The sequence below is a fragment of the Polymorphospora rubra genome (genome assembly GCF_018324255.1).
GTDB lineage: Bacteria > Actinomycetota > Actinomycetes > Mycobacteriales > Micromonosporaceae > Polymorphospora > Polymorphospora rubra.
The window spans coordinates 3,338,514-3,364,704 of sequence record NZ_AP023359.1 but is presented as its reverse complement, the minus strand read 5'-3'; the positions used below and the strand labels follow the sequence as shown (position 1 = coordinate 3,364,704).

31 protein-coding genes are annotated in these 26,191 nt (G+C 72.5%); 12 read left to right on the top strand and 19 right to left on the bottom strand.

What is annotated here, in order from left to right; translation table 11 throughout:
• Positions 1-48 precede the first annotated feature (48 nt).
• Positions 49-1,299, top strand: a complete 1,251-nt coding sequence (locus tag Prubr_RS15425) for an MDR family MFS transporter (protein ID WP_212826047.1) — start codon at positions 49-51, stop codon at positions 1,297-1,299.
• 401 nt (positions 1,300-1,700) lie between these two features.
• Here the strand turns inward: Prubr_RS15425 and Prubr_RS15420 are convergent, their stop codons facing one another.
• From Prubr_RS15420 to mshA, 3 genes are all read right to left on the bottom strand, one after another.
• Positions 1,701-2,453: an SAP domain-containing protein gene (locus Prubr_RS15420; RefSeq protein WP_212826045.1), complete on the bottom strand. Its 753-nt coding sequence runs from the start codon at positions 2,451-2,453 to the stop codon at positions 1,701-1,703.
• An 81-nt stretch (positions 2,454-2,534) separates the two neighbouring features.
• On the bottom strand, positions 2,535-3,059 hold the full coding sequence (locus Prubr_RS15415) for a type III secretion system chaperone family protein (protein WP_212826043.1): 525 nt from the start codon (positions 3,057-3,059) through the stop codon (positions 2,535-2,537).
• 32 nt (positions 3,060-3,091) lie between these two features.
• Positions 3,092-4,465: a D-inositol-3-phosphate glycosyltransferase gene (gene mshA / locus Prubr_RS15410; RefSeq protein WP_343221651.1), complete on the bottom strand. Its 1,374-nt coding sequence runs from the start codon at positions 4,463-4,465 to the stop codon at positions 3,092-3,094.
• Between the two features lie 174 nt (positions 4,466-4,639).
• On the opposite strand from mshA, the gene Prubr_RS15405 reads away from it, so the two are divergent.
• Together Prubr_RS15405 and Prubr_RS15400 are read left to right on the top strand one after the other, a co-directional pair.
• Positions 4,640-5,404, top strand: a complete 765-nt coding sequence (locus Prubr_RS15405) for an SDR family oxidoreductase (protein ID WP_212826041.1) — start codon at positions 4,640-4,642, stop codon at positions 5,402-5,404.
• Positions 5,404-6,204 (top strand): class I SAM-dependent methyltransferase, encoded by an 801-nt coding sequence (locus tag Prubr_RS15400; protein ID WP_212826039.1) that lies wholly within the window; start codon positions 5,404-5,406, stop codon positions 6,202-6,204. The genes Prubr_RS15405 and Prubr_RS15400 overlap by 1 nt, the downstream gene beginning before the upstream one ends.
• 8 nt (positions 6,205-6,212) lie before the next feature.
• Here Prubr_RS15400 and Prubr_RS15395 read toward each other — a convergent pair whose 3' ends face one another.
• Positions 6,213-7,001 carry a DUF7927 domain-containing protein gene (locus tag Prubr_RS15395; protein ID WP_212826037.1) on the bottom strand — a complete coding sequence of 263 codons (789 nt, stop codon included), beginning with the start codon at positions 6,999-7,001 and terminating at the stop codon, positions 6,213-6,215.
• Positions 7,002-7,060: 59 nt separating this feature from the next.
• Positions 7,061-8,158, bottom strand: coding sequence for a UDP-N-acetylmuramate dehydrogenase (locus Prubr_RS15390; protein WP_425518020.1), 1,098 nt, complete (start codon positions 8,156-8,158; stop codon positions 7,061-7,063).
• A 59-nt stretch (positions 8,159-8,217) separates the two neighbouring features.
• On the opposite strand from Prubr_RS15390, the gene Prubr_RS15385 reads away from it, so the two are divergent.
• The 6 genes from Prubr_RS15385 to Prubr_RS15360 all read left to right on the top strand — a co-directional run bounded on the left by Prubr_RS15385 (position 8,218) and on the right by Prubr_RS15360 (position 14,934).
• A complete protein-coding gene (locus Prubr_RS15385) occupies positions 8,218-8,979 on the top strand; it encodes a maleylpyruvate isomerase family mycothiol-dependent enzyme (RefSeq protein ID WP_212826033.1) in 762 nt (253 codons plus the stop codon).
• 186 nt (positions 8,980-9,165) lie between these two features.
• Complete coding sequence (locus tag Prubr_RS15380; RefSeq protein WP_425518019.1) at positions 9,166-10,482, top strand: ABC transporter substrate-binding protein; 1,317 nt, start codon at positions 9,166-9,168, stop codon at positions 10,480-10,482.
• Between the two features lie 92 nt (positions 10,483-10,574).
• Entirely contained in the window at positions 10,575-11,591 is a 1,017-nt protein-coding gene (locus tag Prubr_RS15375) for a carbohydrate ABC transporter permease (RefSeq protein WP_212826031.1), read from the top strand.
• A 1-nt stretch (position 11,592) separates the two neighbouring features.
• Entirely contained in the window at positions 11,593-12,486 is an 894-nt protein-coding gene (locus Prubr_RS15370; RefSeq protein WP_212826028.1) for a carbohydrate ABC transporter permease, read from the top strand.
• A 41-nt stretch (positions 12,487-12,527) separates the two neighbouring features.
• A complete protein-coding gene (locus Prubr_RS15365; protein ID WP_212828068.1) occupies positions 12,528-13,910 on the top strand; it encodes a GH1 family beta-glucosidase in 1,383 nt (460 codons plus the stop codon).
• A gap of 7 nt (positions 13,911-13,917) precedes the next feature.
• Positions 13,918-14,934, top strand: a complete 1,017-nt coding sequence (locus Prubr_RS15360) for a LacI family DNA-binding transcriptional regulator (RefSeq protein ID WP_212826026.1) — start codon at positions 13,918-13,920, stop codon at positions 14,932-14,934.
• A 26-nt stretch (positions 14,935-14,960) separates the two neighbouring features.
• Here Prubr_RS15360 and Prubr_RS15355 read toward each other — a convergent pair whose 3' ends face one another.
• Positions 14,961-15,476, bottom strand: a complete 516-nt coding sequence (locus Prubr_RS15355) for an O-acetyl-ADP-ribose deacetylase (RefSeq protein ID WP_212826024.1) — start codon at positions 15,474-15,476, stop codon at positions 14,961-14,963.
• Positions 15,477-15,514: 38 nt separating this feature from the next.
• On the bottom strand, positions 15,515-15,862 hold the full coding sequence (locus Prubr_RS15350) for a hypothetical protein (protein WP_212826022.1): 348 nt from the start codon (positions 15,860-15,862) through the stop codon (positions 15,515-15,517).
• An 85-nt stretch (positions 15,863-15,947) separates the two neighbouring features.
• Between Prubr_RS15350 and Prubr_RS15345 the strand changes: the two genes are divergently transcribed.
• Positions 15,948-16,649, top strand: a complete 702-nt coding sequence (locus Prubr_RS15345; protein ID WP_343221649.1) for a nucleotidyltransferase domain-containing protein — start codon at positions 15,948-15,950, stop codon at positions 16,647-16,649.
• On the opposite strand, the gene Prubr_RS15340 is transcribed toward Prubr_RS15345, so the two are convergent.
• The 8 genes from Prubr_RS15340 to Prubr_RS15305 all read right to left on the bottom strand — a co-directional run bounded on the left by Prubr_RS15340 (position 16,642) and on the right by Prubr_RS15305 (position 22,595).
• Positions 16,642-17,526: an alpha/beta fold hydrolase gene (locus tag Prubr_RS15340; protein ID WP_212826020.1), complete on the bottom strand. Its 885-nt coding sequence runs from the start codon at positions 17,524-17,526 to the stop codon at positions 16,642-16,644. The genes Prubr_RS15345 and Prubr_RS15340 overlap by 8 nt on opposite strands.
• Entirely contained in the window at positions 17,523-17,843 is a 321-nt protein-coding gene (locus Prubr_RS15335) for a DUF2516 family protein (RefSeq protein ID WP_212826018.1), read from the bottom strand. The genes Prubr_RS15340 and Prubr_RS15335 overlap by 4 nt, the downstream gene beginning before the upstream one ends.
• A gap of 65 nt (positions 17,844-17,908) precedes the next feature.
• On the bottom strand, positions 17,909-18,460 hold the full coding sequence (locus Prubr_RS15330; protein ID WP_212826016.1) for a hypothetical protein: 552 nt from the start codon (positions 18,458-18,460) through the stop codon (positions 17,909-17,911).
• Positions 18,457-19,062: a helix-turn-helix domain-containing protein gene (locus Prubr_RS15325; protein ID WP_212826014.1), complete on the bottom strand. Its 606-nt coding sequence runs from the start codon at positions 19,060-19,062 to the stop codon at positions 18,457-18,459. Before Prubr_RS15325 ends, Prubr_RS15330 begins: the two co-directional genes overlap by 4 nt.
• Positions 19,063-19,229: 167 nt before the next feature.
• Positions 19,230-20,207 carry an asparaginase gene (locus tag Prubr_RS15320; RefSeq protein ID WP_212826011.1) on the bottom strand — a complete coding sequence of 326 codons (978 nt, stop codon included), beginning with the start codon at positions 20,205-20,207 and terminating at the stop codon, positions 19,230-19,232.
• A complete protein-coding gene (locus tag Prubr_RS15315) occupies positions 20,204-21,043 on the bottom strand; it encodes a beta-keto acid cleavage family enzyme (RefSeq protein WP_212826009.1) in 840 nt (279 codons plus the stop codon). Before Prubr_RS15315 ends, Prubr_RS15320 begins: the two co-directional genes overlap by 4 nt.
• Before the next feature lie 26 nt (positions 21,044-21,069).
• A complete protein-coding gene (ygfZ, locus tag Prubr_RS15310; RefSeq protein ID WP_212826007.1) occupies positions 21,070-22,176 on the bottom strand; it encodes a CAF17-like 4Fe-4S cluster assembly/insertion protein YgfZ in 1,107 nt (368 codons plus the stop codon).
• Positions 22,173-22,595 (bottom strand): Fur family transcriptional regulator, encoded by a 423-nt coding sequence (locus tag Prubr_RS15305; RefSeq protein WP_212826005.1) that lies wholly within the window; start codon positions 22,593-22,595, stop codon positions 22,173-22,175. The genes ygfZ and Prubr_RS15305 overlap by 4 nt, the downstream gene beginning before the upstream one ends.
• A gap of 40 nt (positions 22,596-22,635) precedes the next feature.
• Here Prubr_RS15305 and Prubr_RS15300 point away from each other — a divergent pair, with 40 nt between their 5' ends.
• Positions 22,636-23,481: an aminotransferase class IV gene (locus tag Prubr_RS15300; RefSeq protein ID WP_212826003.1), complete on the top strand. Its 846-nt coding sequence runs from the start codon at positions 22,636-22,638 to the stop codon at positions 23,479-23,481.
• 141 nt (positions 23,482-23,622) lie between these two features.
• On the opposite strand, the gene Prubr_RS15295 is transcribed toward Prubr_RS15300, so the two are convergent.
• The gene (locus Prubr_RS15295; RefSeq protein WP_212826001.1) at positions 23,623-24,225 is read right to left on the bottom strand and encodes a heme-binding beta-barrel domain-containing protein; all 603 of its coding nucleotides are present in this window, start codon (positions 24,223-24,225) and stop codon (positions 23,623-23,625) included.
• Entirely contained in the window at positions 24,222-24,326 is a 105-nt protein-coding gene (gene mtfM / locus Prubr_RS37670) for a small membrane protein MtfM (RefSeq protein ID WP_269746704.1), read from the bottom strand. Before mtfM ends, Prubr_RS15295 begins: the two co-directional genes overlap by 4 nt.
• 12 nt (positions 24,327-24,338) lie before the next feature.
• On the opposite strand from mtfM, the gene Prubr_RS15290 reads away from it, so the two are divergent.
• Complete coding sequence (locus Prubr_RS15290; RefSeq protein WP_212825999.1) at positions 24,339-24,713, top strand: DsrE family protein; 375 nt, start codon at positions 24,339-24,341, stop codon at positions 24,711-24,713.
• Between the two features lie 34 nt (positions 24,714-24,747).
• Here the strand turns inward: Prubr_RS15290 and Prubr_RS15285 are convergent, their stop codons facing one another.
• Complete coding sequence (locus Prubr_RS15285; RefSeq protein ID WP_212825997.1) at positions 24,748-25,503, bottom strand: hypothetical protein; 756 nt, start codon at positions 25,501-25,503, stop codon at positions 24,748-24,750.
• A gap of 236 nt (positions 25,504-25,739) precedes the next feature.
• Complete coding sequence (locus tag Prubr_RS15280; RefSeq protein ID WP_425518053.1) at positions 25,740-26,168, bottom strand: winged helix-turn-helix domain-containing protein; 429 nt, start codon at positions 26,166-26,168, stop codon at positions 25,740-25,742.
• Positions 26,169-26,191: the final 23 nt, after the last annotated feature.

The following is a 26,191-nucleotide window of genomic DNA, read 5'->3' as shown; positions in this document are numbered from 1 at the left end:
TAACGTCGACACGACCGACTGGAAACAAACCTTCCCGGAGGGCGCCGCGTGCGTACCTGGCTACGCGACACGGCCGGCGGCCTCCCGGCGACGTACTGGTACCTGTGGACCGGGCTACTGATCAACCGGACCGGCGCGTTCGCGATGCTGTTCCTGTCGCTCTACCTGACCGACGTGCGGGGTGCCCGCGAGGCCGTCGCCGGCCTGGTCGTCGGGGCGTACGGCATCGGTGGGGCGGCCGGGGTGCTGCTCGGCGGGGTGCTCGCCGACTCCTGGGGACGGCGCCGGACCCTCCTGTGGTCGCATGTGGCCGCCGGCTCCCTGATGGTCGCGATGGCGTTCGCGGACGGCATCGGCACGATCGCCGTCCTCGCCACGCTCGTCGGGATCGTCCACTCGATGCCGGGGCCGGCGTTCGTCGCCGCGATCGTCGACATCGTGCCGGAGGAGCGCCGGTCCCGGGCGTTCAACCTGCAGTTCTGGGCATTCAACCTGGGGATGGCGGCGGCCTCGCTGCTCGCCGGAGTGCTCGCCGAGGCCAGCTTCACCGCACTGTTCCTGGTCGACGCGGTGGCCACCCTGACCACCGCCGCCATCATCGCCTGGAAGGTGCCCGAGACCCTGACCGGCCAGCGGCCCCGGCGGGTCAGGGGCGGCCCCGGACTGCGTACGGCGCTGACCGACCGGGCGTTCCTCGTCTTCGTCGCGCTCACCTTCGCGCTGGCGGTCCTGGTGACCCAGACCTCCACGATCATGCCGCTGGCGATGCGCGCCGACGGCCTCGGTCCGGGCGCGTACGGCATCGTCGTCGCCGTCGGCGGAGCACTGATCGTGGTCGGGCAACTCTTCGTACCCCGGCTCATCGACGGCCGCCGCAAACACCATGTACTGGCGTTGTCGACCGGCCTGCTGGCCGTCGGCTTCGGCTCGCTGGCGTTCGCCGACCACCTCGCCGCCTACCTCGCGGCGGCGTTCGTCTGGACGATCGGGCAGATGCTGGCGGCGCCCCCGAACGCCGAGATCAACGCGGAACTCGCCCCGCCCGCGCTACGCGGCCGCTACCAGGCGGTGTTCTACCTGACGTTCCCGGCCGCGTCGTTCGTCGCCCCGGCGCTCGGCGGGGCCAGCCTGGAATACCTGGGCGACTGGCACTGGATCATCACCGGTGCCGCCGGTCTGCTCGCCGTCGGTGGGCACCTGCTGGCCGGACCGTCCCGGGAGCGCCAGGTCGCGGCCCGGCTCGCCCGGTCCGTCGGGACGGCCACCGGAAAGGCGCCGGCCGACGTACGCGGCGCGTGACCGGGCGGCGCACCGTCAGGTCTGGACGGCGATCTCGACCACGGTGCGACCGGTCAGCGGTCCGCTCATGGCTTGGGGGACGCTACGGGTCGGCCCGGCGGCGGCGGGCGACGCTCACCCCCGTAAGCGCCGCCCGCGCACACCGCCGGTAGAGGTGGCGCCGTCCCCCAACGGCCCAGAATGCCACCCGTCCCCGTCGCCAGCTCGTGCGCGGATCGAACCGATCCGCTGCTCCCCCGAACATTTCCGAGCTCGGCGCGTACAGATCACGTTAGTTCTCGATCCGGCCGACCGACAACCCTCATACCATGTCTTGCCGGTCACACCGTGCGATCGCCGTCACTTTTTCTTTCGCGACGTTTAAGGACCGGAAATCCTCGGTACGCGCCCATCGGCCGATCTCAGCCGTCTTCGCGCAGCGGTGACTCGAGCAGGAAGAAGTTGCTCGGCCGCCCACTGCGCATCTGTTCCTGGTAGATGAAATTGAGCTGCCGCTCGTCGAACGTACGCAACCACTCGGCCCAACTCACCTCGGTCAGCGGCCGGCCACGGTGATACCCCGGGAAGTCGAAACGCAACACCCCGAGATGGCCGTCGTGTTCGGTGTTCTCGATGGTGGCCGGTTTCGCGTTGCGGGCCTGCGCCCACCGCTTGATCACCTCGTGGTCGGTGGTGACCAGGCTGCGGCCCGGACGCTCCGGCCGGTCCTGGGTCGACGAGATGCGCTGGGCGTACTTCGTCGTCCGGGAGGTCGCACCGCCCTGCCGGGTCCGGCCGGACGTTCCCTTGGCCGCCGCGGACGTGCTCTTCCGAGCCGTCGTCGTGCTCTTCTTCGCGCCGGGGCCCCGCGCGGCCGTGGTCGCCTTGCCGGCCGCGGTCTCCGTACGCTTGCCGGCCCCCTTCGCCGGGGCACCGGCCTTGGCCGCGCCGCCCCGACGCTGATCCGCCCGCAACTCCTTCACGACCCGCTTGACCAGGTCGTCCTTACGTAGCCCCGACGTGCCGGAGATCCCCCGACGGCGCAGTTCCCCGCGCAGGTCGTCGACCCGCCGCTGGGCGATGTCGCTCTCCCTGATCTGGGTCGCCGCCGGACCCGACCGGCTCTTCGTGGCGGTCGCGGACCCGCCGCGACCTGAACTGTTCCGCTGAGCCATTTCCTGCTCCCTCGACAGTCTGTCCTCGGCAGGCGGCGGCACACCCGACAGGGTCACCGACCGCCCCGACAGCGTTACCCGTCAGGGGCGGTCCAAACCCGTCTCCCCGGTCGTCGAAGGCTCGAAAAGATGCGCGAACGCCCGCAGGTTGGCCGTCGATTCGCCGTTTCGGACCCGCCATTCCCACTCACGCCGGATCGCCGTCCCGAAACCGATCTCCAGCATCGTGTCGAACGACTCGTCGGCGTACGTCAGCACCGAGCCGAGCAGCCGGTCGAGTTCGTCCTCGTCGACCCCGCCCAGTCCGACCCGACCGGTCAGATAGACGTCGCCGACCGGATCGATGGCGAACGCGACGCCGTACATGCGGGAGTTGCGCTGCAGCAGCCAGGCCCACAGTTCCTCGCGCCGCTCGTCGGGCTGCCGCATCACGAACGCCTCGACGCGCAGCGCGTGCTCGCCGACGATCAGGTTGCAGACCGTCTTGAGCTTGTGGGTACCGGGCAGCGTGACCGCGTACGAGAACTCGCCGGTCGACTCGAATTCCAGCTCGCGGTCGGCGCACACCGCCTCGACCAGTGCCGCCACCTCGCCCTGCGGCCTCAACTGATCACCCTCCCCGTCGCGACCGTGGAGCTCTAGAACGCACCCGCGCTGATCGCCGCCGCGCCGTCGGTCAGTTGCGACAGCGTCCTGCTGCGGTGCTCGGCCACCGCCCCACGGTAGACCTTGATCAGGCCGGCGGCCGTGCGCGTCCACGAGAAGTTGCGGGCGTGGCGGACCGCGCCCCGCCCCAGCCCGGCCCGGCGGGCCGGTGCGGCGAGCAGGCCGCCCAGCACCCGGGCCCAGTCGACCGGGTCGTGACCGTCGACGAGCATGCCGCTGATCTGGTCGCGTACGGCGGTCACCAGGCCGCCGACGGCAGCGGCGACGACCGGCGTGCCGCACGCCTGCGCCTCCAGCGCCACCAGGCCGAAGGATTCGTTGTGGGACGGCACCGCCACCAGGTCCGCGGCCCGGTAGAGCGCCGGCAGGTCGTCGCCGGTCTGGGGTGGCAGGAACCGTACGGCGTCGGCGATGCCGAGCGATGCGGCCAGGTCGATCAGCGCGGTGGGCCGGTCCAGGCCGGTGCCGCTCGGACCGCCGACGATCACCACGGTCAGCCGGCCGGCGATCTCGGGGTCGCGGGAGCGCAACGCGGCGGCGGCGTGCAACAGGACGTCGGGGGCCTTCAACGGCTGGATCCGGCCGACGAACGCGACGACGTACCCCTGCTCGGACAGGCCGAGCCGGCGGCGGGCGGCGAGCCGGGTGGCGGCCTCGGTCCCGGTGGCCGGCGGCCGGAAGCGGTCGAGGTCGACGCCGGGTTCGACGACCGCGACCCGGGTCGGGTCGGCCCCGTAGCTGTCGATCAGGTCGTGGGCTTCGACGCGGGTGTTGGCCACGAGGCGGTCGGCTTCGACGACCAACTGCTCCTCGCCGATGATCCGGGCCTTGGGCTCGGGCCGGTCGCCGGTGGCGAGCCGGGCGTTCTTGACCTTGGCGAGGGTGTGCGCGCTGTGTACGAGCGGCACGCCCCAGCGCTCCTTGGCCAGCCAGCCGACCTGGCCGGAAAGCCAGTAGTGGGAGTGCACAAGGTCGTAGTAGCCGGGGGCACGGGCCGCTTCGGCCCGCAGTACGCCGGTGGTGAAGGCGCACATCTGGGCCGGCAGCTCTTCCTTGGCGAGTCCTTCGAACGGTCCGGAGATGACGTGCCGGACCTTCACGCCGGGGGCCATCTCGACGGTGGGAGGCAGGTCGCCGGCTGTCGCGCGGGTGAAGATCTCGACCTCCACCCCGGCGTCGGCGAGGCGGCGGGCGACCTCGACGATGTAGACGTTCATGCCGCCGGCGTCGCCCGTGCCGGGTTGGTGCAGTGGCGAGGTGTGCACGGAAAGGGTGGCGATCCGTCGGGGTGTCGGCCACGGCTGGAGACCTCGCTGCCGCGCTACGCCGGTGTGCATTTCCGCCACATCTGCTCCTCAAAGTCAGTTATGCGCCGTTCTGCGCGACCGGCCCCATAGAGCAACCGCTGCACCGCGTGCCATCTTCCCGATTCACGCAACGGCATTCATCGGGACGGACCCCGTACGTGACCCACCTCATCCGGACGACCCGGGGCCGCGCCGGTGGGAAAGAATGAGGCCATGACCCCTATCGCGATCGTCACCGGAGCGTCGAGCGGAATCGGCGCGGCGACCGCGCGGCGGCTCGGCACCGAGGGCTTCCACGTCGTGCTGGCCGCCCGCCGGGTGGACCGCCTGGAGACCCTGCTCGCCGAGATCACCGCCGGTGGCGGCCGGGCGACGGCGGTGGGCTGCGACGTCACGTCGGACGGATCGGTCGCCGACCTGGCCGCCGCGGTCGACGACCTCCCCGGCCCGGTGACCCTGCTGGTCAACAACGCCGGCGGGGCGCGCGGGCTGGACCAGGTCGAAGACGCCGACATCGGCGACTGGCAGTGGATGTACGACGTGAACGTGCTCGGCACCCTGCGGGTCACCAAGGCGCTGCTGCCCGCCCTGGAACGGTCCGGTGCCGCGACGGTGGTCGTGGTCAGCTCGACCGCCGGGCTCGGCGTCTACGAGGGCGGGGGCGGCTACACCGCCGCCAAGCACGCGCAGACCGCGCTGGCCGGCACGCTGCGCCTCGAACTCAACGGCCGCCCGATCCGGGTGGTCGAGATCGATCCGGGGATGGTGCGCACCGACGAGTTCGGGCTGGTCCGCTTCGACGGGGACGCGGACCGGGCCGCCGCCGTCTACGCGGGCGTCGCCGAGCCGCTGGTCGCCGACGACATCGCCGACTGCGTCGCCTGGTGCGCCACCCGCCCGCACCACGTCAACGTCGACCGTCTCGTGGTCCGGCCGCTGGCCCAGGCCGCGCAGCACAAGGTGCACCGGGTGAGCTGATGACCCGACCGCGCCGCCCGCTCGGGGTCGTCACGCGCGGCACCACCAACCCCAACCGGCTGCGCCGGGTGGACAACTGGATCGCGGCCCACTGCGCCGGCGTGCTGCACGACGCCGCCGACCCGCTCGTGGTCGACCTGGGGTACGGCGCCACGCCGGTGACCGCCGTGGAGCTGCGCGCCCGGCTGGCCGCCGCCGTACGGCCCGACGTACGGGTGCTCGGCCTGGAGATCGATCCGGTGCGGGTGGCGGCCGCGGCGACCGCCGCCGACCCGCCCTGGTTGACGTTCGCCCGGGGCGGGTTCGAACTGGCCGGCACCCGGCCGGCCGTCGTACGCGCGTTCAACGTCCTGCGACAGTACGACGAGGCCGAGGTGGCGCCCGCCTGGCGGACGATGACCGACGGGCTGGCCGCCGGCGGTGTGGTCGTCGAGGGCACCTGCGACGAGTTGGGCCGGCTCGGTTCCTGGGTGCTGCTCGACGCGGCCGGTCCCCGGTCGCTGACCCTGGCCGCCAAACTGTCCACACTGGGCAGTCCGGGTACGGTCGCCGAACGGCTACCGAAGGCGCTGATCCATCGCAACGTGCCCGGCGAACCGGTGCACGCGCTGCTGCGGGCGCTCGACGACGGCTGGCGGGCCGCCGCGCCGTACGCCCCGTTCGGGCCGCGGCAGCGCTGGGTGCGCGCGGTGTCGGCGATACGCGAAGCGGGCTGGCCGGTGTCGGACCGGCCGGCCCGCTGGCGGCTGGGTGAGGTGACGGTGCCGTGGTCGGCGGTCGCCCCGGTGGCCGGGGGCTGACGAAACCGTCAGCCGGCCCGGCGGCGCCGGGCGACCACGAGGGCGACGGCACCGACGGCGAGCAGGCCGCCGCCGACGGCGGCGAGCCAGGTGACCGACGCGCCGGTGTTCGGCAGCGGCGGCGGGGTGCTGGGCCGGGCCACCGGTTCGAGCACGAACGACGAGACGGCGCAGCCGCCCTGCCGGTAGGCCGGGTCGCAGTTACTCTCGGCCGGGCCTCGGACGACGTTGCGCAACCGCAGGTCACCGGTGTGTTCGGGGTTCACGGTGATCGAGTAGCTGATCACCACCGGCTCGCCGGCCGGCACGTCGCCGGTCCAGGTCAGCTCCGGTTCGTTCCAGTCCAGCCGGCCGGCCGTGGCGGTCGCGTTGCCGTCGTACCGGGCGTCGTCGAGCACACCGGTGAGGTCGTCGACGACCTCGATGTCGTCGAGCCCCTGCCCGCTGCGCAGGACGATCTGGTAGTTGACCTTGGCTCCGGGCATGACCTGGGCGGCGTCGGCGGCCTTGGTGATGGCCAGCGGCCGGGCGGCCTCCTCCTGGGTCGCGTCGCCGGTCGCGGCGGCGGGACGGTCCCCGTCACCGGCCCGGGCCGGATCGTCGGCGTCCGGCCCCGGCGCGGGGCCGTCGTCGGCCGGCCTGTCACCGCCGAGGCCGGGGATGACCGGCAGCCCCGGCAGGATCGGGGCGGGCGGCGACGGCCGGGCGGCCGCGGCGACCGGCAGGAGCGGCACGGACACGGCGGCGGCGAGCACGGTCGCGGACAGCAGGCGGCGGACGGCAGAGATCTTCCCCATAACCACCGTCAACGAGCCGCCTGCATCAAGGCAACGGCAAAATAAGCAAATAGTCCGATTTAGAGTTCGCAGTTGACCAGCACCGGCTCCGGATGCAGGGTCACCCCGAACCGGGCGTGCACGCCGTCCCGGATCTCCCGGGCCAGCGCCAGCAGGTCACCCGTCGTGCCGCCGCCCCGATGGGTCAGCGCCAGGGTGTGCTTCGACGAGATCGCGACCGGCCCCCGGTCGCCGTACCCCTTGGTGAAGCCGGCCCGGTCGATCAACCAGGCCGCGCTGACCTTGACGACGCCGGACGGATCGGGCCAGGACGGCGGCTCGCCCACCGCCACGGCCCGGGCCAGCAGCGCCTCGTACGCCGCCGCGTCGAGCACCGGGTTGGTGAAGAACGAGCCGACCGAGCGGGTGTCCGGATCCGCCGGATCGAGCACCATGCCCTTGCCGGCCCGCAGGGCCAGGACCGCCGTCCGCGCCTGGGCCAGCGGCACCCGGTCACCGGTCGTCACGCCGAGCGCGCGGGCCAGCTCGGCGTACCGGACCGGCGACGACAGCGGCGAGCGGGCCAGCCGGAAGTCGACCGAGAGCACCACCCTGCGGTCGCTGTGCTTGAAGACGCTCCCCCGGTAGGCGAAGCCGCAGTCCGCCGGGGTCAGCCGCAGGGTCTCGTCGGTCACCCGGTCGTACGCCTCGACGGCGCTGATCGTCTCGGCCACCTCCTGCCCGTACGCCCCGACGTTCTGGATCGGGGTGGCGCCGGCCGAGCCGGGGATGCCGGAGAGGCATTCGACCCCGGACAGCCCGGCGTCGACGGTGTACGCGACGAAGTCGTCCCACGGTTCGCCGGCCGCGACCCGCACGGTGACGGTCCCGGCGTCCTCGGCCACGGTCCGCACGCCCCGCGACCGGACGAGCACGACGAGGCCGGGGAATCCGGCGTCGCCGACCACCACGTTGCTGCCGCCGGCGAGAATCAGAACAGGCTGATCGTCGAACGCCGCCTCTCGTATGCTTTGCACGGTTTCAGCGGCGTCGCCAGCGGTTAAGAGTCGGCGTGGCGGGCCACCGAGCCGCAGGGTCGTGTAGGCGGCCAGCGATCGGGGGCTGGTCGGTTCACCGGTGGTCGGCGCTTGGGCACTAACGTCGGGCACGCTGTTCACCCTAGGCTGGAAGCAGCCTGGCGAGGCACGGACGGTCGGTCGTCCTGGAGGAAATGGCGATGAGCAGACTGCACGGCACCAAGGACTTCTGGATCGGGGCACTGCGCGTCGAGGGCCCCGCCTTCCGCACCGCGATCGCCGAGGCCGATCCCACGGCCGCGGTGCCGTCGTGTCCGGACTGGACCGTCACCGACCTGGTACACCACCTCGGCTCCTTCTACGGCTGGGTGGCCGGCCTGGTCACCTCCGGCAGCACCGAGCAGCCGGCGCCGCCGGCCACCTCGGAGGGCCTGCCGACCGGAACGGCCGCGATCGACTGGTGGCAGCGGGAATTCGACCGGCTCATCGGCGTGCTCGACGGCCTCGACGCCGAGTCGCCGGCGTGGAACTGGGCACCGCAGCCGAAGCGGGTCGGGTTCTGGCACCGGCGCGTCGCGCACGAGACGGCGCTGCGCCGGTGGGACGCGCAGACGGCGATCGTCTCGGTCGAACCCATCGAGGCCAAGCTCGCCGCCGACGGGGTGACCGAACTGCTGGACACCTGGCTGCCGGCCGGGCAGCGGCTTTCGACCGAGCCGCGGCACGGCGTCGCGCAGCTCGTGGCGGTCGACGCCGACCAGGAGTGGTTTCTGCGTCTGCGCGGCGAGGGTGTCGCGCTGCTGGACACCGACACGATCCTGGACAGCGACGACCCGCACGCCCGGCTGCACGCGACCGGCACGGCGAGCGACCTGCTGCTCGCCCTCTGGGGCCGGATCGGCTTCGACGTGATCGACGTGACCGGCGACACGACTCTGCTCACCGCGCTTCGTACCGGCTGACCCCCGCCTCTCTCCCGCCTCGGACCCGCCCCTTCGTGGGCGGGTTCTTCGGTAACGCCGCCACAACTTTCTGAGAGCGCTCTCTTGACGTCTGGCCCCACTCGGTCCACCCTTTCGTGAGAGCGCTCTCTCGCCCGGGCGCTCGACGACGGGGATCGCACACCACCACCACAAAAGGGGTCCCAGATGCGCTTCAGCCTGCGCTTTTCCGGCCGCCGACGGCTCGCGGCGGCCGCCGCGGCCGCCACCGGAGTACTGCTCGCCGCCACCGGCTGTGGCGGCGACGACGGGGCCGGCGACGGCACGATCACCCTGACCGTCGACGTCTTCGGCCAGTTCGGCTACGAAGAGCTCTACAAGGAGTACATGGCCACCAACCCGCACATCAAGATCGTCGAACGGGGCACCGGCGGCAACCTCGACGAGTATTCGCCCAAGCTCACCCAGTGGCTCGCCGCGGGCAAGGGTGCCGGCGACGTGGTGGCCATCGAGGAAGGCCTGATGGTCGAATACAAGGCCAACCCGAAGAACTTCGTCAACCTGCTCGACCACGGTGCCGGCGAACTCGAGGGCAACTTCCTGCCCTGGAAGTGGAACCAGGGGCTCGCCGACAACGGCAAGCACCTGATCGGCCTCGGCACCGACGTCGGCGGCATGGCCATGTGCTACCGCTCCGACCTGTTCGCCAAGGCCGGCCTGCCCACCGACCGCGAGGAGGTCGGGAAGCTCTGGCCCACCTGGCAGGACTACATCAAGGTCGGCGAGCGGTTCACGGCCGCCGACACCGGCGCCGCGTTCCTCGACGCGGCCACCAACACCTTCAACACGATCGTGCTCCAGGAGGCCGGCAAGTCCACCGGCTACCACTACTACGACACCGGCGACAACCTGGTCGTCGAGAGCAACCCGGCCGTACGGCGGGCCTGGGACGTCACCGTCGACATCATCGACTCCGGCCTCAGCGGGAAGTACGGCGCCTGGTCCGAGGAGTGGGTCGCCGCCTTCAAGCAGGCGAAGTTCGCCACCATCGCCTGCCCGGCCTGGATGACCGGCGTGATCGAGGGCAACGCCGGCGCCGACGCAAAGGGCAAGTGGGACATCGCGGCGGTGCCCGGCGGTGGCGGCAACTGGGGCGGCTCACACCTCGCCGTACCGACGCAGAGCAGGCACCAGGCCGAGGCGATCGCGCTGGCCAAGTTCCTGACCAGCCCGCAGGGCCACGTCGGGGCGTTCCAGGCCAAGGGTCCGCTGCCGTCGTCGCCGCAGGCGCTCGACGACCCGGCGGTCGCCCAGTCGACCAACGGGTACTTCAGCGACGCGCCGGTCGGTCTGATCTTCGGCGGCGGCGCCAAGAGCCTCAAGCCGGTCTACATGGGACCGAAGAACCAGGCCGTCCGCACCGAGGTCGAGAACGCGATCCGCACCGTCGAACTGGGCCAGCGCAGCCCGGCCGAGGGCTGGAAGGACGCCGTGGACAACTCGAAGAAGGCCGCGGCCAAGTAACCGGAGGAGCCGGACCGGGCCCTGGCGCACCGCCGCCGGCCCGGTCCGCCGACCGGTCCCGTTCTTCCGGACCTCGCCAGAAGGAACCCCCGATGAGTCTGCACGTGGACGTCGGCGCGCCCCGCCGGGGCAGCCACAGCAAACCCCGGCCGGCGGCCGGGCGCGGCCCGGGTCCCGCCGACAGGCGACCCCGCGGACGGTTCAGCCGCTTCGACCTCAAGTACTCGCCGTACTTCTACATCGCCCCGTTCTTCCTGCTCTTCGCCGTCTTCGGGGCCTACCCGCTCGGCTACACGCTGTGGGTCTCGTTGCACGACTGGGACCTGCTCGGCGACGAGCAGGCATTCGTCGGGCTGGCGAACTACCGCGCCCTGATGGCCGACTCCGACTTCTGGAACTCGGTCGTCAACACGCTGGGGATCTTCGTCATCTCGACGGTCCCGCAACTCCTGCTCGCACTCTGGCTGGCCAACCTGCTCAACCGGCAACTGCGGGCCCGGACGCTGTTCCGGATGGGCGTGCTCATCCCCAACATCACCTCGACCGCGGCCGTCGCGATCGTCTTCTCACAGCTCTTCAGCCGCGAGTTCGGACTGATCAACTGGACCCTCGACCTGGTCGGCGTCGACGCGATCGACTGGAAGGCCAACCGCCTGGCCTCCTGGGTGGCCATCTCGACCATGGTCGACTGGCGGTGGACCGGCTACAACGCACTGATCTTCCTCGCCGCGATGCAGGCGATCCCCCGCGACCTCTACGAGTCGGCCGCCATCGACGGGGCCCGCCCGATCCGGCAGTTCTGGTCGATCACCGTGCCGCTGCTGAAGCCGACGATCATCTTCGCCGTCATCATCTCCACCATCGGCGGGCTGCAACTCTTCACCGAACCCCGGCTCTTCAACTCCGGCCCCAACCCCATCCGGGGCGGGCCGCTGCGCGAGTCGCAGACCATGACGATGTACATGTTCGAGAACGCCTTCGCGCCCAACTACAACTTCGGATACGGCTCCGCCGTGGCGTGGATGCTATTCGCCCTCATCGTCGTCATCGCGCTCGTCAACGTCGTCATCATCCGTCGGCTGGGCAACAGCGCCCGGGGAGGGCAGTGACATGGTGAACCTTCCACCGGTGGTGGCGCCGAAACCCCGGGTGCCGCGCGGCGCCGGCCCCAGCACCCAACTCTGGGGCGCCAGCCGGCTCGTCTACGGCGCGCTGATCGCCTCCGGCCTGCTCTCGCTCTTCCCGATCTACTGGATGTTCGTCGTCGCGACCCGGTCCAGCGACTCGATGGGCCAGATGCCACCGCCGCTCACCCCGGGTGGCAACCTCGGCGCCAACATCGCCCGACTGTTCGGCAACACCGACGCGTACTTCCTGACCGGCCTGATCAACTCGGCGATCGTGGCGACGTCGGTCACCGTCTCGGTCGTCTTCTTCTCGTCGCTGGCCGGCTTCGCCTTCGCCAAGCTGCGCTTCAAGGGCAGCAGCGCCCTGCTGCTCGTCATCATCGCGACGATGATGGTGCCGACCCAGCTCGGGGTGATCCCGCTCTACATGCTGATGACCGACCTGAACTGGAACGACCGGCTCCCCGCCGTCATCGTGCCCGCCCTGGTCACCGGCTTCGGCGTGTTCATGATGCGGCAGTACGCCGCCCAGGCGGTCAGCACCGAACTGATCGAGGCCGCCCGGGTCGACGGGTGCAGCACGTTCCGCGTCTTCTGGAGCGTCGTGACACCCGCCCTACGGCCGGCCGCCGCCGTACTCGGCCTGCTCACCTTCATGACCACGTGGAACGACTTCCTGTGGCCGTACGCGGTGCTCAACGACCCGACCAACCCCACCGTGCAGCTCTCCCTGCGGGCCCTGTCCGACGGGTACTACCAGGACATGTCGCAGGTGTTCACGGGCACGGCCATCGCTACGCTTCCGCTACTGCTCGTGTTCGTCGTATTCGGCCGCCAGATCATCGGCGGGATCATGGAAGGTGCCGTGAAAGCTTGAGCAACCAACGAGTGACCACGTCCGGCGACACCGGCCAAGCGCTGCTCGACCGGGACCGGGCCACCGTCCGGTTCCCCGAGGGCTTCGTCTGGGGGGCGGCCACCGCCGCGTACCAGATCGAGGGCGCCGCCCGCGACGACGGTCGCGGTCCGTCGATCTGGGACACCTTCAGCCGTACGCCGGGCAAGGTGCACGCCGGGCACACCGGCGACGTCGCCTGCGACCACTACCACCGTTACCGCGAGGACGTCGCGCTGATGGCGGACCTGGGCCTGGCCAGCTACCGCTTCTCGGTGGCGTGGCCACGGATCCAGCCCGACGGCACCGGTCCGGTCAACCCCCGCGGGCTCGACTTCTACGACCGGCTCGTCGACGAACTGCTCGGCCGGGGCATCGACCCGATCGTCACCCTCTACCACTGGGACCTGCCGCAGGTGCTGGAGGACCGCGGCGGCTGGACGAACCGGGAGACCGCCGAGCGCTTCGCCGGGTACGCCACCGCGGTGTACGGCCGGCTCGCCGACCGGGTGAAGACCTGGACCACGCTCAACGAGCCGTGGTGCTCGGCGTACCTGGGCTACGGCAACGGGGTGCACGCGCCCGGCCGGCAGGACCCGGCCGCGGTCTTCGCGGCCATCCACCACCTGCTGCTCGCCCACGGGCTCGGGGCACAGGCGCTGCGGGCGGCCGGCGCCGGCACCGTCGGCATCACCGTCAACCCGGCCGCGGTCTTCCCCGCCGATCCGGAGAGCGCCGCCGACCGGCAGGCCGTACGGCTCGTCGACGGGCTGCACAACCGGATCTTCCTCGATCCGCTGCTGCGCGGCGGCTATCCCGCCGACATGCTCGAACACGCCGCCCGCTTCACCGACCTCGGTTTCCTGCGCGACGGCGACGAACAGATCATCGGCGGTCCCGTCGACCTGCTCGGCATCAACTACTACGCGCCGACCTACGTCGCCGCCCGCCCCGGCGCCCCCGGAGGAGACGGCGCCTACCCGGGCACCGAGGGAGTCGAGTTCCTGCCACCGGTCGGGCCACTGACCGACATGGGCTGGATGATCGAACCGTCGGGCCTCACCGCGCTGCTCGAACGGCTCGGCCACGACTATCCCGACGTGCCGCTGATCGTGACCGAGAACGGCGCCGCGTTCCCCGACCGCCCCGAGGGCGACCGGGTGCCGGACCCGGACCGGATCGGCTATCTCGACGGGCACCTGCGCGCCGTGCACGACGCGATCGCCCGGGGCGTCGATCTGCGCGGCTATCTCGTATGGTCATTGCTGGACAACTTCGAATGGGCCGAGGGCTACGACAAGCGCTTCGGCATCGTCCACGTCGACTATCTGAGCCAGCGGCGGACGCCGAAGGACAGTGCGCGGTGGTTCCGGGAGGTGATCCGCCGCAACGGGCTGGAAGGGTGAGCGCCACATGACGACTGCACGGGAACGGCCCACGCTGGAGGCGGTGGCGCGCCGCGCCGGTGTCTCCCGGGCAACCGTGTCACGCGTCGTCAACGGCTCGACCACGGTCGCCGAGCCGATCCAGGAGGCGGTCCGCCGGGCGGTCCAGGAACTCGGGTACGTACCCAACCTGGCCGCCCGCAGCCTGGTCACCCAGCGCACCGACTCGATCGCGCTGGTGCTGCCCGAAACCGCGACCCGGGTGTTCTCCGACGACCAGTTCTTCCCCGGCATCATCCGGGGGGTCAGCCAGGAACTGGAGGCCGCCGACAAGCAGCTGGTGCTGATGATCGCCGGGTCGGCGGCCAGCCACGCCCGGGTCGAGCGCTACGCGACCGGGAGGCACGTCGACGGGGTGATGTTCGCGTCGGTGCACGGCGCCGACCCGCTGCCGTCGACCCTCGTGCGGTCCGGCATCCCGGTGGTGTGCAGCGGTCGGCCGATGGGCCAGGTCAGCGTGCCGGTGCCGTACGTGGACGTCGACCACATCGGTGGCGTCGCGAAGGCCGTCCGGCACCTGCTGGAGCTGGGCCGGCGGCGGATCGCCACCATCGCCGGCCCGCAGGACATGATCGCCGGCATCGACCGGCTCGCCGGCTACCGGGACGAGCTGCGCGACTCGGGTCGCCGATCGCTCATCGCGGTCGGTGACTTCACCCGGGAGTCGGGAGCCCTGGCCATGCGGCAGCTGCTCGACGACGATCCCGACCTCGACGCGGTCTTCGTCGCCTCCGACCTGATGGCGCACGGCGCCCTGCGTACGCTGCGCGAGGCCGGCCGCCGGGTGCCGGAGGACGTCGCGGTGGTCGGCTTCGACGACATCGAGATGGCCCGCTACACCGATCCGCCGCTGACCACGGTGCGCCAGCCGATCCAGGAGATGGGTCGGGAGATGACCCGCCAACTCCTGCGGATGGCGGCCGGCGAGGACATCGGGCACGCGGTCGTGCTGCCGACCGAACTGGTGCTGCGCGAGTCGGCCTGAGCCGTGGGCCGGGCCGGGCGGTCGCCTCAGTCGGCTGAGTGCACCCGCCGCGCGGCCGCGTACGTCGGCGCGTCGAAGAGGACCAGCCGCGCCGTGGTGACCCGTACCGGCTCGGCGGCCCGCAGCACGGCGAGCGCCTGCCGGACCGCGTCGTCGACCGGCCAACGGTAGACACCGGACGAGATCAGCGGGAAGGCGATCGAGGCGGCGCCGAGGTCGTCCGCGACCCGCAGGGAGTTGGCGTAGCAGTCGCGCAGCAGGGCCGACCGGTCCTCGTCGGCCGACCAGACCGGTCCGACGGTGTGCACGACCCAGCGGGCCGGCAGCCGACCGGCCGTGGTGGCGACCGCCTGCCCGGTCGGCAGACCGCGTCCGTATCGGGAGGCGCGCAGGGCCCGGCACTCGGCGAGTATCTCGGGGCCGCCCCGCCGGTGGATGGCGCCGTCGACGCCACCGCCGCCGAGCAACGACGAGTTGGCCGCGTTGACGATCGCGTCCACCCGCTCGGCGGTGATGTCGCCCTCGGTCAGAACGATCTCCATTGGGCCACCTTCCGGGCCGTGGACGTCGCGCAGTCTACTCAGGGCCGGTTCGGCGTGGGCGACGGCACCGGCGACGCCGTGGCGCCGGGGGTGGTGGTCGGCTCGGCGGTGACCTCCGGTGCCGCGCTGGTCGTGGGCGCCGGCGACGAAGGCGTCGGTGACGGCTCGACCGGCGGTTCGGACGGCTCGTCCGCGGTCGCCGTCGGGCTCGGGTCCGGGGTGGGTTCGGTGACGACGACCGACGGCGACGGAACCCAGTCCGGCCGGGGCGGCGCGGGTGCGCCCTGGGTCGGTGCCGCCCCCATGTTGGCGACCCCGCCCCGCTCGGTCGGCGGGGGCGGCACTTCACCGGCCCAGATCCAGCCGCCCCAGATGGCAGCGGGCAAGCCAATTATGACGATGATTCCGAATATAACTTTCGGTGGGATGTGCACACTAAATCACCGTTATTGAGGGGCGGAAGGTTACGGCATGATGGCCGATATGCACGTACTGCTGGCCGGAATTGTCGGGTCGACCGCGTACGGCCTGGGCCACTCCGGCTCGGACGTCGACCGGCTCGGTGTCTTCGCCGCTCCCACGGTCGCCTTCCACGGGCTGCACCCGCCGCGCGAGTCGATCGTCACGACCGCGCCGGACAGCACGCTGCACGAGGCGGCCAAATGGTGCCGGCTCGCACTGGGCGGAAACCCCACCGCGACCGAACTCGTCTGGCTACCCGAGGATCTCTACGAGACACGTACGCCGTGGGGCGACGAACTGATCGCCATCCGGACGGCGTTCCTGTCCGCGCCCCGGGTCCGCGACGCCTACCTCGGCTACGCCGGCCAGCAGTTCCGCCGGCTGGCCGGCCGGGACGACGGCACCTTCTCCGCCGACACCCGCCGACGTACCGCCAAACACGCCCGTCACCTGGCCCGGCTGCTGCATCAGGGACGGCTGCTCTACGCCACCGGACGGTTGGAGATCCGGCTCACCGAACCGGCCCGGTTCGTCGAGTTCGGCGAACGGGTCGCCGCCGGCGATCTCGACGTGGCGCGACAGCTGCTGGAATCGACCGAGCACGAGTTCGGGGTGATCCGTACCCCGCTGCCGGACCAACCGGACGAGGCGGCGGCGGAACGCTGGCTGCTGACCGTCCGCGCCGACCACCTGCCCGGGTCGACTAGTTGAGGAAGGTGGAGATCCGCTCACGCAGGTCGGCGCGGTTGGTCCAGAAGACGCCGGGCCGGTCGTAGACGTGCAGCTCGGCCTTTGGCAGCGCGGCGGCGAGCGCCTCGGCGGCCGCGACCGGATGCAGGTCGTCACCGACACAGCCGATCACCAGGGCCCGGGCGGTCACCCGCGACAACACCGCCCGGTCCGGGATCGCGACCTCGCCGGGCAGGTCGGCGAGTTCCGGCGCCAGCCCGTCGCGCATGAGCTGGTCGATACGCTGCCGCAGGTAGGCCCAGGAGGCCGGGGTGTTGCGTACGGCTGGTGGGATCTCCGCCGACAGCACGTCGGCAACGGCGGATATGTCGCCGGCACCGACCGCGTCGAGCAGGTGGTGCAGCCGTTCGGTCGACGCCGCCGGCCGCGCCTCGTCGAGCACCGCCGGCAGGAAGAACACGACCCGCTCGAACCGTTCGGGGCTCTCCGTCAGCAGCCGGCCGAGGGCGCCGGCACCGAGACTGACCCCGACCGCACGGCCGGCGCCGGACAGGTCGGCGATCGCCCGCAGGTCGCGGGCCAGGTCACGATAGGTCCACGGACCGGGTGGCGCGCCGGACCGACCGTGCCCCCGGAACTGGAAGAAGACCTTGCCGCCGGTCACCGCGCTGCCCAGCGGCCGGGTGGTCGCGATGCCGCTGCCGAATCCGTGGGCGAAGACCGTCACCGGTCGTCCGCTGCCGGTGACCAGCCGTTCGAGACGTACGCCGTGCGGGGTGGTGACGATCTCGGTCGCCGGCTCGGGCAGCGCCGGACGGCCGGTCCGGGGTGCGCTCGGGCCGGGACCGTAGGTCCGTGGGCCACCATCGGGTGGCGGTGGCCAACGGAAATCTCTCACCAGAAGCCTTTGCCGTCGGTCAGATCCCGCAGGCCGGCCCGTACGTCGAGCAGGTAGACCAGGGCGGCGGCCGTGCCGATCAGGCCGAAGATGCTGAGCGGCATCGCCGGGAAGAAGAGCAGCGTCAGCAGCAGGCAGATGCCGAGGATGGCGAGCCAGGCGCCCTTGGGCAGGGTGCCGATGGCCGGGAACGCCTCGCCGCGCTGGGTCAGGCAGTGGACGAAGGCGACCCCCTGCACGACGAGGGTAAACACCAGGAGCACCAGGTCGATTATGGTGCGCACATCGTAGACGAAGATCGGCGCGGCGTGGTCCATGCGAACAGCTTATGCCGGCGGCCCCGGCCGCGTGGAACACCGCGTCCGGGGCCGCCGACGGTACGTCACTTGGTGGTGGTACGGGTCCGCTTGGTCGGCTTGGCGGTCGCCCGCTCGGCAACATCGGCCGGGGTGACGACGGCGTCGGTGGTCGCCTCGGCGGTGTCCTCGACCTTCGTCGGCGCGGCGGTCACCTCGGCCGGCGCCTCGGTCGCCTCGATGTCGGCGTCGACGATGCCGGCCGTCTTCACGACCCGGGTGCCGACCACCCGCTCGCCGTGCGCGACCAGGCGGCCGTAGACGGCGACCGCGCGCTCCTGCGCGGCCTGGGCGCCGGCCACGACGGCGGCCGCGTTGCGCATGGCCGTCTCGCGCAGCCGCTCGACGTCGACGTCGGTCGCGGTGGCCTTGTCCCGCAGGTTGACGGCGGTCGCGTTGGCGTTGCGCAGGGTCGCGGCCGCCTTCTCCCGCAGTTCGAAGGTGGTGACGACCGCCTTGCCACCCAGTTCGTTGACGACGGCGGGCAGCTTGAGCAGCTGCTGGTAGGCGAGTTCGCCGGCACCGGCGGCGGCGTAGAGCGGGGCGGGGATCCGGGTCGTCGTCTTCGGCTGGGTCATGGCTTCTCCTCTTCGGCCGCCGGGGCGACGGCCTTCCTGATCGCCGTCCCGGCGACCTTCTTCGCGGACACAGGGGTCTCGGTGGCAGGCGCGGGCGCCGCGCCGGCCTCGGTCTTCGCGGACACAGGGGTCTCGGTGGCAGGCGCGGGCGTCGCGCCGGCCTCGGTGACGGCCACGGACTCGATCACCCCGTCGGCCGGTTGCGCGGTGCCGCCGGGTGTCTCGTCGCCGCCCGGCGCGGCCGGAGCCTCCTCGGCCTGACGGGCGTTCTCCCGGCGGAACGTCTCGTAGATCTGGCTCAGCGACTGCTTCTGCGCGATCGTCAGGTCGGGGTCGACGGCGATCGCGGCGAGCACCCCCTCCCCCTCGGCGTCGAGCAGGCCGGCCCGCAGGTAGAGCATCGGGGCGGAAACCCGCAGCGCGCTGGCGAGTTGCTGGAGCACCTCGGCGCTGGGCTTGCGCAGCCCACGCTCGATCTGGCTCAGGTAGGGATTGCTCACCCCGGCCTGATCGGCCAGCTGGCGCATCGAGATCCGCGCGTTGTGACGCAGGTCGCGAATGAAGCCGCCGATATCGCGGGGAAGGTCCTTACGGCTGGGCATGGAACCGAAGGTAGCTCCGAGCGCTTGCTCTTGCAAGCAAAACGCTAGCCACAGTTAGCGATTTCACGGCGACCACCACACCCCAGTATCCCGCGATCTTGCAGTTGTCTCCCCCTTTTATGGCAATTGTCGGGTGATAACTGCAAGATCGCGAGGAGGCGGCCGGGTCACCACACGGCGCGGACCTCGCCCACCCGGGCACCGCCGCCGTTGATCGGCGGCTCGGCGAGTTGCGCCAGCACCGGGGCGGTCACCCCGAGCCGACGTAGCGCGGACACCAGCACCGGTGGGCGGGCCCGCCGCCCACCGTCGTCGATCTTCAGTGCCACGGCACCGGCGCCCGGCAACGCGGCGGCCATGACCCCCTCCGCGCCGACCTTGGTCAGCAGGCCCGGTATCCCGCCCATGAGCAGGTTGTCCTCGGCGTCCGGACCGGTGCCGGACACCATCGCCGGATAAGCCCGCATCGCGTCGGCGACCGTACGCTCCACCGTGCCCGGTGCGGCGGACACCAGCCGATGAAAGGCGGTGGCCAGCCCGGTCAGCGAAACCGCCAACACCGGTGCGCCACATCCGTCGACCCCGGTCGCGGCGACCCGTTCACCGGTGAACTCCTCGACCGTCGCCCGCAGCCGCCGCTGCAGCGGATGCTCCGGCTGCCAGTAGCCGGCGATCGGCCAGCCGGCCGCGCGGCAGGTGAGCAGCATCCCGGCGTGCTTGCCGGAACAGTTCATCCGCAGCCGCGTCGGGCCGCCACCGGCCCGCAGCACCGCCTCGGCCGCCGCCGCGCCGATCGGCAGATCGGGCGGGCAGTGCAGGTCGGCCTCGCCCAGCCCGGCACCGTGCAGCAGCGCCGCCACCCGGGCCAGGTGCGGCGGCTCGCCATGATGGCTCGCGCTGACCAGCGCCAGGTCGGCGGGCTCGGTCACCGGCAGCCCGGCACGCAGCATGCCGGCCGTCTGCATCGGCTTGGCCGACGACCGGGGAAAGACCGGTGCGCGTACGTCGCCGGCCGCGTCCAGGACCCGGCCGGCCGCGTCGAGCACCACCACCGAGCCGTGGTGGAAGCCCTCCACGAAACCGGACCGGACCACCTCGGCGAGCGGAACCCCACCGGCGTACGGTCCGGCGTGGCCGGCGGTCACGGGCGGGCGGGGATGCCGAGCAGTTCGCGCGCCTCGGCGGGCGACATCGGCGGCCGCTCGGCCAGCCGGGCGAACCCGACCGCCCGGGCGACGAGCTGCATGTTCGAGTCGACCGGACGTCCCTTGGCGTACGTCAGGGTGTCTTCCATCCCGACCCGCAGATGACCACCGGTCGACAGCGCGGCGAGCATCACCGGGATGGTGGTGCGGCCGACGCCGGTGGCCGCGAACGTGGTGCCTTCGGGCAGGTCACGAACTGCCTGGCGGCACGCCACCAGGGCGTCGGCCGTACCCGGCAGCCCGCCCGGCACCCCCATCACGAAGTCGACGTGCACGTGGCCGCCGGCCGGCAGGCCGTACTTGCCGAGGAGGCGCTGGAGGGCGGTCAGGTGGCCGAGGTCGAAGATCTCGTACTCCGGCACGATGCCGCGCTCCTGCATCCGGGTGTGCAGGTCGACGATGAACTCCCAGCGGTTGAGGAAGACGTCGTCGCCGAAGTTGACCGTGCCCATCGTGCAGGACGCCATGTCCGGCGCCGCGTCGAGGACCGCCAGCCGGTCGGCCTCCGGGTCGGTGACCGCCCCGCCGCTGGACAGCTGCACGACCAGGTCGGTGGACTCACGCAACGCGGCGACCGTCGCCCGCAGCCGACCGAGGTCGAGGGTCGGCCGGGCGTCGTCGTCGCGGATGTGGACGTGGATCACGGCGGCGCCGAGCGCCTCGCACTCCTTCGCCGTGACCACCAGCTCGTCGATGGTCACCGGAAGCGCCGGTACGTCAGCCTTGCTGGACTCGGCGCCGGTCGGCGCCACCGTGATCAACGTCGTTGTCGTCATGCCGCTGATCCTAGGGCCGGATGCGGTCAGGCCACCCGGCTCGGTTCCGCCGCCGGATCGATGGCGGCGGCGGACTCGCCGACCGTCAGCCGGGCGTCGTCGGCGACGTTCCGCTTGAGCACGGCCAGCGCCACCATGCCCAGCTCGAAGTGGCGTACGGCGGTGCCGACGAAGCCGACCGTCCGGCCGTCGTCGGTGGTGACCGGGCTGCCCTGCGCCGGCGGCTGGTCGGTGGCCACCCCGTCGAGGTGCAGCAGCACCAACCGGCGCGGCGGACGGCCGAGGTTGTGCACCCGGGCCACCGTCTCCTGCCCGCGGTAGCAGCCCTTGTCGAGGTGCACTGCCGGCGCCACCAGGTCGATCTCGGCGGGAATGGTGCGGTGGTCGGTCTCGAAGCCGACGCGGGGGAGGCGGGCGGCCACCCGGATCGCCTCGTACGCCCACAGCCCGGCGGCCGGCACACCCGAGGCGGTCAGCCGGCCGGCCACCGCCTCGACCGAACCCCGGGGCACCAGCAGGTCGACGCCGAGCGGTCCCTGCCGGGCCCAGCCGCCGCCGGCCAGCGGCCGTACGACGTACCGGCTGGTGGGGCGGGACGGCACGGAGCCGGCGGCGAACTTCGCGGCCGGGACGCCGAGGGTGTCGGGGCCGGTGAGCCCGTCGACGCCGAGCGTCCCGGCGGCCTGGGCCGCGCGCGGGCCGACCAGCGACAGCACGGCCCACTCGGCCGTGGCGTCGCGGGGCTCGACCCGGGTGAAGAAGCGCATCTTCTCCAGGAAGCCCAGCAGTTCGCCGGCCGCCGGCCCGGGTTCGGTGTCGAGCCAGGTGGTGTCGTCGAGTTCGGCGACCAGGGCGTGGTGCTCGACGTGCCCGTGCGGGGAGAGGACGAGCAGTTCGGTGCCCTGCCCGTCGGCCAGCGTGGCGAGATGCTGGGTGGTGATGGTGTGCAGCCAGCTCACCCGTTCCTCGCCGGGTACGGCCAGCACCCCCCGGTTGGAGCGGTCGACCAGCCCGACGTCGGTGGCGAGTGCCCGCTGCTCCCGGTTGGGGTCGCCGTAGTGGGCGGCGACGCCGGCGTCCGGCGACTCCTCGTCGATGGCCTCGACGGCCACCGCGCCCGGTAGATCGATCATTCCTGCTCCCCACACTTCGCGCAGACCCCGAAAAACGACACGTGCCCGATGTCGACCTGGAAACCCCGCTGCGTCGCCAACTGCTCGGCCAACGGCATCAGGGTCGTCGGGTCGATCTCGTCCACCTCGCCGCACGAGCGGCACACCAGGTGGGCGTGCTGGTCGGCGCCGGCCGGGTGGTAGGTCGGCGACCCGTGCGACAGGTGCGTATGGGTAACCAGCCCGAGCTCTTCGAGTAGTTCCAGGGTGCGGTAGATCGTGGTGATGTTCACGCCCGCGGCGACCTCGCGGACGGCGTTGTGCACCTGTTCCGGGGTTCCGTGCCCCAGGTCGTGCACGGCTTCGAGAATCAGTTGCCGCTGCGCGGTGAGCCGCAGCCCCCGCGACCGCAGCACTTCGGCGAGCGATGTGTCCGACACGGCCCGATCATAGTTCGGATCCCCGTTACGCTCGGGAGTCGTGTCCAGCCCACAGTTCGTCGCCGTCCTGGGCCGGGGCCTGGTCGCCCCGGAAACGCCGGTCGTACGCGCCGACGACCGGGGCGTGCTGCACGGTGACGGCCTGTTCGAGACCATGCACGTACGCGCCGGGCAGCCCTGGCTGCGCGACCTGCACCTGGCCCGGCTGGCCCGCTCGGCCGACCTGGTCGACCTGCCGCTGGCCCCGCTGCCCGACCTCGCCGGGCTGCTCGACCTGGTCTGCGCGGCCTGGCCCGCCGACCTGGAGGGCGCGCTACGGCTGGTCTGCACCCGGGGCCCCGAGCACGGCGGCCCGCCCACCGCCTTCGCCACCCTGTCCGGCATCGGCGCGGCCGCGGTGCGGGCCCGGCGCACCGGTATCTCGGTGGCGACCCTGCCGCTGGGCGTCGCCGCGAGCGCCCGGGCGGCGGCGCCGTGGCTGCTCGCCGGGGTCAAGAGCACGTCGTACGGGGTCAGTCAGGCGACCCGCCGCTGGGCGGTGGCGAACGGGGTCGACGACGTGCTGTGGACGTCGACCGAGGGGTTCGCCCTGGAGGGGCCGGCCGCCAGCCTGGTCTGGCTGGACGGGGCGACACTGTGCACGGTGCCGGCGGCGGCGACCGGCATCCTGCCCGGGGTGACCGCCGGTTGGCTGCTGGCCCGGGCCGGCGAGCTGGGCTGGGCGGCCGACGAGCGGATGGTGACGCCGGCCGGCCTGCACTCGACCGGCGGGGTGTGGTTCACCTCGTCGGTCCGGGGGTTGGCCGAGGTGCGGACACTCGACGGCGTGCCGTTGCCGCCGTCGCCGCACACCGCGGCGATCCGCGAGCTGCTCGGCTTCGCCTGACGGCGTCCGGACCGGCCGCCGGGCTGTTGACCGTCAGCCCACCGACCGTCGCGTCCCCGGCCCGCGCCGCCGGCCCGGAGGTCGGCAGCCCGGCGTCCGGACCGGCCGCCGGGCGACTGGTCCGGGGAGCCGAGGTGCGGGTCAGCCGCCGACGCGGACGAGGCGGGCGGACAGGTGCGGGGTCAGGCCGTGGCCGACGGCGGCCATCTCCTGGGCGTAGAGCAGCGCCCCCTCGACGATGCCGAAGAGGCGGTGGCCGCCGGTGACCTCCTTGGCGGTGGCGGTCCGCAGCACCGCGTCGGTCGCCAGCTCGACCTGGGTGCCGCTGACCCGGCCGAGGTACAGCTCCATGATGCCGGTCGGGGTCATCATCAGCGCTTCGAGATCGTCGGTGACCCGCTCGCCGTCGAACACCGGCCGCCACCAGCCGACCTCACGGCCGGCCGGCCGGATCGGCCGGCTCTGCTCGTCGAGCAGCCAGGCCCGTGACTCGTACTGCAGGAACGGCCGGCCGTCGTGGCTGATCCGGATCTCCTGGGCGTAGTCGAAGTCCTCGATCGTGGGATAGCCGCCGCGGCCCCGGCCGCGCCAGACCCCGACGTACGGCAGCAGGCCCAGCAACGCCGGGTGCAGGTCGGGCCCGACCCGCAGATCGTGTGTCTCCTCGAACGGGTACGGATCGACCGGCGGTGCGTTGAGCCACGGTGGCGGGCCGATCGGGTTCTCGTCCGCGGGAGTAGTCACCAGCGTCCTCTCGAGATGCGTACGGCTAGGTAGACGAGGCCACCGGCGAGGGCGCCGAATCCCGCGACCAGCAGGCTGACGAACCCGATCTCGGTGACCACGAAGGTCATCCTATGCTGATCCCCATGGCTCGCACTCTCGTCGTCAAGGCCACCGCCGGTTCGGATTCGGCGGAACGGTGCGCGCAGGCGTTCACGGTCGCCGCGACGGCGGCGGCGGCGGGGTTCGACGTGTCGTTGTGGCTGACCGGTGAGTCGTCGTGGTTCGCCCTGCCCGGCCGCGCGGCAGAGTTCGACCTGCCGCATTCGGCGCCGCTGACCGACCTGCTCGACGCGGTGCTGGCCGCCGGCCGGGTCACGGTGTGCACCCAGTGTGCGGCCCGGCGCGACATCGGTCCCGACGACGTGCTGCCCGGCGTACGGATCGCCGGGGCGGCGGTCTTCGTCGAGGAGTCGCTGGCCGACGGCGCGCAGGCGCTCGTCTACTGACCCCCGCGCGACCGGCGGCTGATCCGACGGGCGGTCAGCAGCCGATCGTCACGGTCGCCCGTACCTCGCCGTCGACGACCCGGACCTCGACGGCGGTGTCGCCGGCGCGGTAGGCGTAGCCGTCCGGCGCATCGGTCACCACCACGGCGTCGGCGGGCCGGACCTCGGCGAGCGCCTCGCCGAGCGGCCCGGTCGGGGTGCCGGTTCCGGTCGCCCACGCGGTGTGCACCAGTCCGCCGCGGGGGCAGACAGCGGACAGGCGGTCGCCCGCTCCGGCGGCGGTGAGACCGAGCGCGCCCAGCACCCGATCGGGCTCGTCGTCGACCGGTAGGCGGCCCATCAGGTGGACCAGCGGGTCGTAGTCGGCGGACGTGGGCCGGCAGCCGGTGGTGACGGTCAGGGTGATCAGGCCGGGTGAGGTGACCCCGCCGCGTACGCCGACGAAGTCGCCGGCGTCGGCGCGCAGCGAGTGGACGGTGCCGCCCTCGCTGTGCCGGGTGCCGGCGCGCCAGGCCGGCGGGAGCCGGTCGGCGATCCGGTCGAGCAGGGCCGGCGCGTCGGCCTCGGTCGTCCGGAAGGCGACGCCGCGTTCCAGGGTGGCACCGGAGCGGATCGGGGTGATCCGGCACCCGGTCCGGTAGCGGATCGGGGTGAGCTGCGCGACCACGTCGGTGCCGCCGGCGGCGACGAGTTCGCCGATCACCCGGTCGGCGTGCGGACCGGCGTCGGCCATGCCGCGCTGCTCGCGGACGGTCGGCTCGTCGGTGCGGGTCGAGACGTACGCGAGCACGAGAAGCACCACCGCCCAGGCGGCGGCGACCGCGACGAGCCAGCGCCGGGGACGGGGGGCGGGCGGGGCACCGGCCGGGATGGGCCACCCCCGGGTGGCGGCGCCTGCGGCGGTGCGACCGGCGGGGGCTGCCGGGGTGGGTCGATGCTCACGCCGCCCATGGTGGCACGTCCACCGACCGGGCCCGCAGTGCCGGGGGTGCCGGCCGCTGTCGCCCCGGCCGAGGTGGCGGCGCCTCAGTTGGGTACGGCGAGCCGGTAGCCGACGCCGCGCACGGTCTGCACCCGCAGGTCGTCGTCGGCGGCGCGCAGCTTGCGGCGCAACCGTTTCATCGCCGAGTGCAGGATCGCGGTGTCGCCGAGGTAGGCGCCGCCCCAGACCGAGCCGAAGAGCTGCTCGTACGTCCACACCGCGACCGGTGGGCTGGCGAGCACGGCGAGCACGGCCCGTTCGAGCCGGGTCAGGGCGAGCGGTTCGCCGCGCCAGGTGACCAGGTGGCCGGCGGCGTCGATGGTCAGTTCGCCGAGCCGGATCGGGCCGGCGGGCATCGTCGGGTCGGCCTCCTCGACCGGCGGGCCGGGATACGTGGCGGCGAGCCCGGGCGACGGCACCGGACCGCGCCGGGGCGGCGGGACGGACCAGGATGTCGGCGCCGGGGCGGGCAGGGTCGCGACCGCGGGTGGGGAGA

Coding starts and splice junctions, on each gene's coding strand:
- Prubr_RS15420 (WP_212826045.1), bottom strand. CDS start 2,453: ATGGCTCAGCGGAACAGTTCAGGTCGCGGCGGGTCCGCGACCGCCACG.
- Prubr_RS15405 (WP_212826041.1), top strand. CDS start 4,640: ATGACCCCTATCGCGATCGTCACCGGAGCGTCGAGCGGAATCGGCGCG.
- Prubr_RS15400 (WP_212826039.1), top strand. CDS start 5,404: ATGACCCGACCGCGCCGCCCGCTCGGGGTCGTCACGCGCGGCACCACC.
- Prubr_RS15395 (WP_212826037.1), bottom strand. CDS start 7,001: ATGGGGAAGATCTCTGCCGTCCGCCGCCTGCTGTCCGCGACCGTGCTC.
- Prubr_RS15385 (WP_212826033.1), top strand. CDS start 8,218: ATGAGCAGACTGCACGGCACCAAGGACTTCTGGATCGGGGCACTGCGC.
- Prubr_RS15380 (WP_425518019.1), top strand. CDS start 9,166: ATGCGCTTCAGCCTGCGCTTTTCCGGCCGCCGACGGCTCGCGGCGGCC.
- Prubr_RS15375 (WP_212826031.1), top strand. CDS start 10,575: ATGAGTCTGCACGTGGACGTCGGCGCGCCCCGCCGGGGCAGCCACAGC.
- Prubr_RS15370 (WP_212826028.1), top strand. CDS start 11,593: ATGGTGAACCTTCCACCGGTGGTGGCGCCGAAACCCCGGGTGCCGCGC.
- Prubr_RS15360 (WP_212826026.1), top strand. CDS start 13,918: ATGACGACTGCACGGGAACGGCCCACGCTGGAGGCGGTGGCGCGCCGC.
- Prubr_RS15355 (WP_212826024.1), bottom strand. CDS start 15,476: ATGGAGATCGTTCTGACCGAGGGCGACATCACCGCCGAGCGGGTGGAC.
- Prubr_RS15345 (WP_343221649.1), top strand. CDS start 15,948: ATGATGGCCGATATGCACGTACTGCTGGCCGGAATTGTCGGGTCGACC.
- Prubr_RS15335 (WP_212826018.1), bottom strand. CDS start 17,843: ATGGACCACGCCGCGCCGATCTTCGTCTACGATGTGCGCACCATAATC.
- Prubr_RS15330 (WP_212826016.1), bottom strand. CDS start 18,460: ATGACCCAGCCGAAGACGACGACCCGGATCCCCGCCCCGCTCTACGCC.
- Prubr_RS15325 (WP_212826014.1), bottom strand. CDS start 19,062: ATGCCCAGCCGTAAGGACCTTCCCCGCGATATCGGCGGCTTCATTCGC.
- Prubr_RS15315 (WP_212826009.1), bottom strand. CDS start 21,043: ATGACGACAACGACGTTGATCACGGTGGCGCCGACCGGCGCCGAGTCC.
- ygfZ (WP_212826007.1), bottom strand. CDS start 22,176: ATGATCGATCTACCGGGCGCGGTGGCCGTCGAGGCCATCGACGAGGAG.
- Prubr_RS15290 (WP_212825999.1), top strand. CDS start 24,339: ATGCTGATCCCCATGGCTCGCACTCTCGTCGTCAAGGCCACCGCCGGT.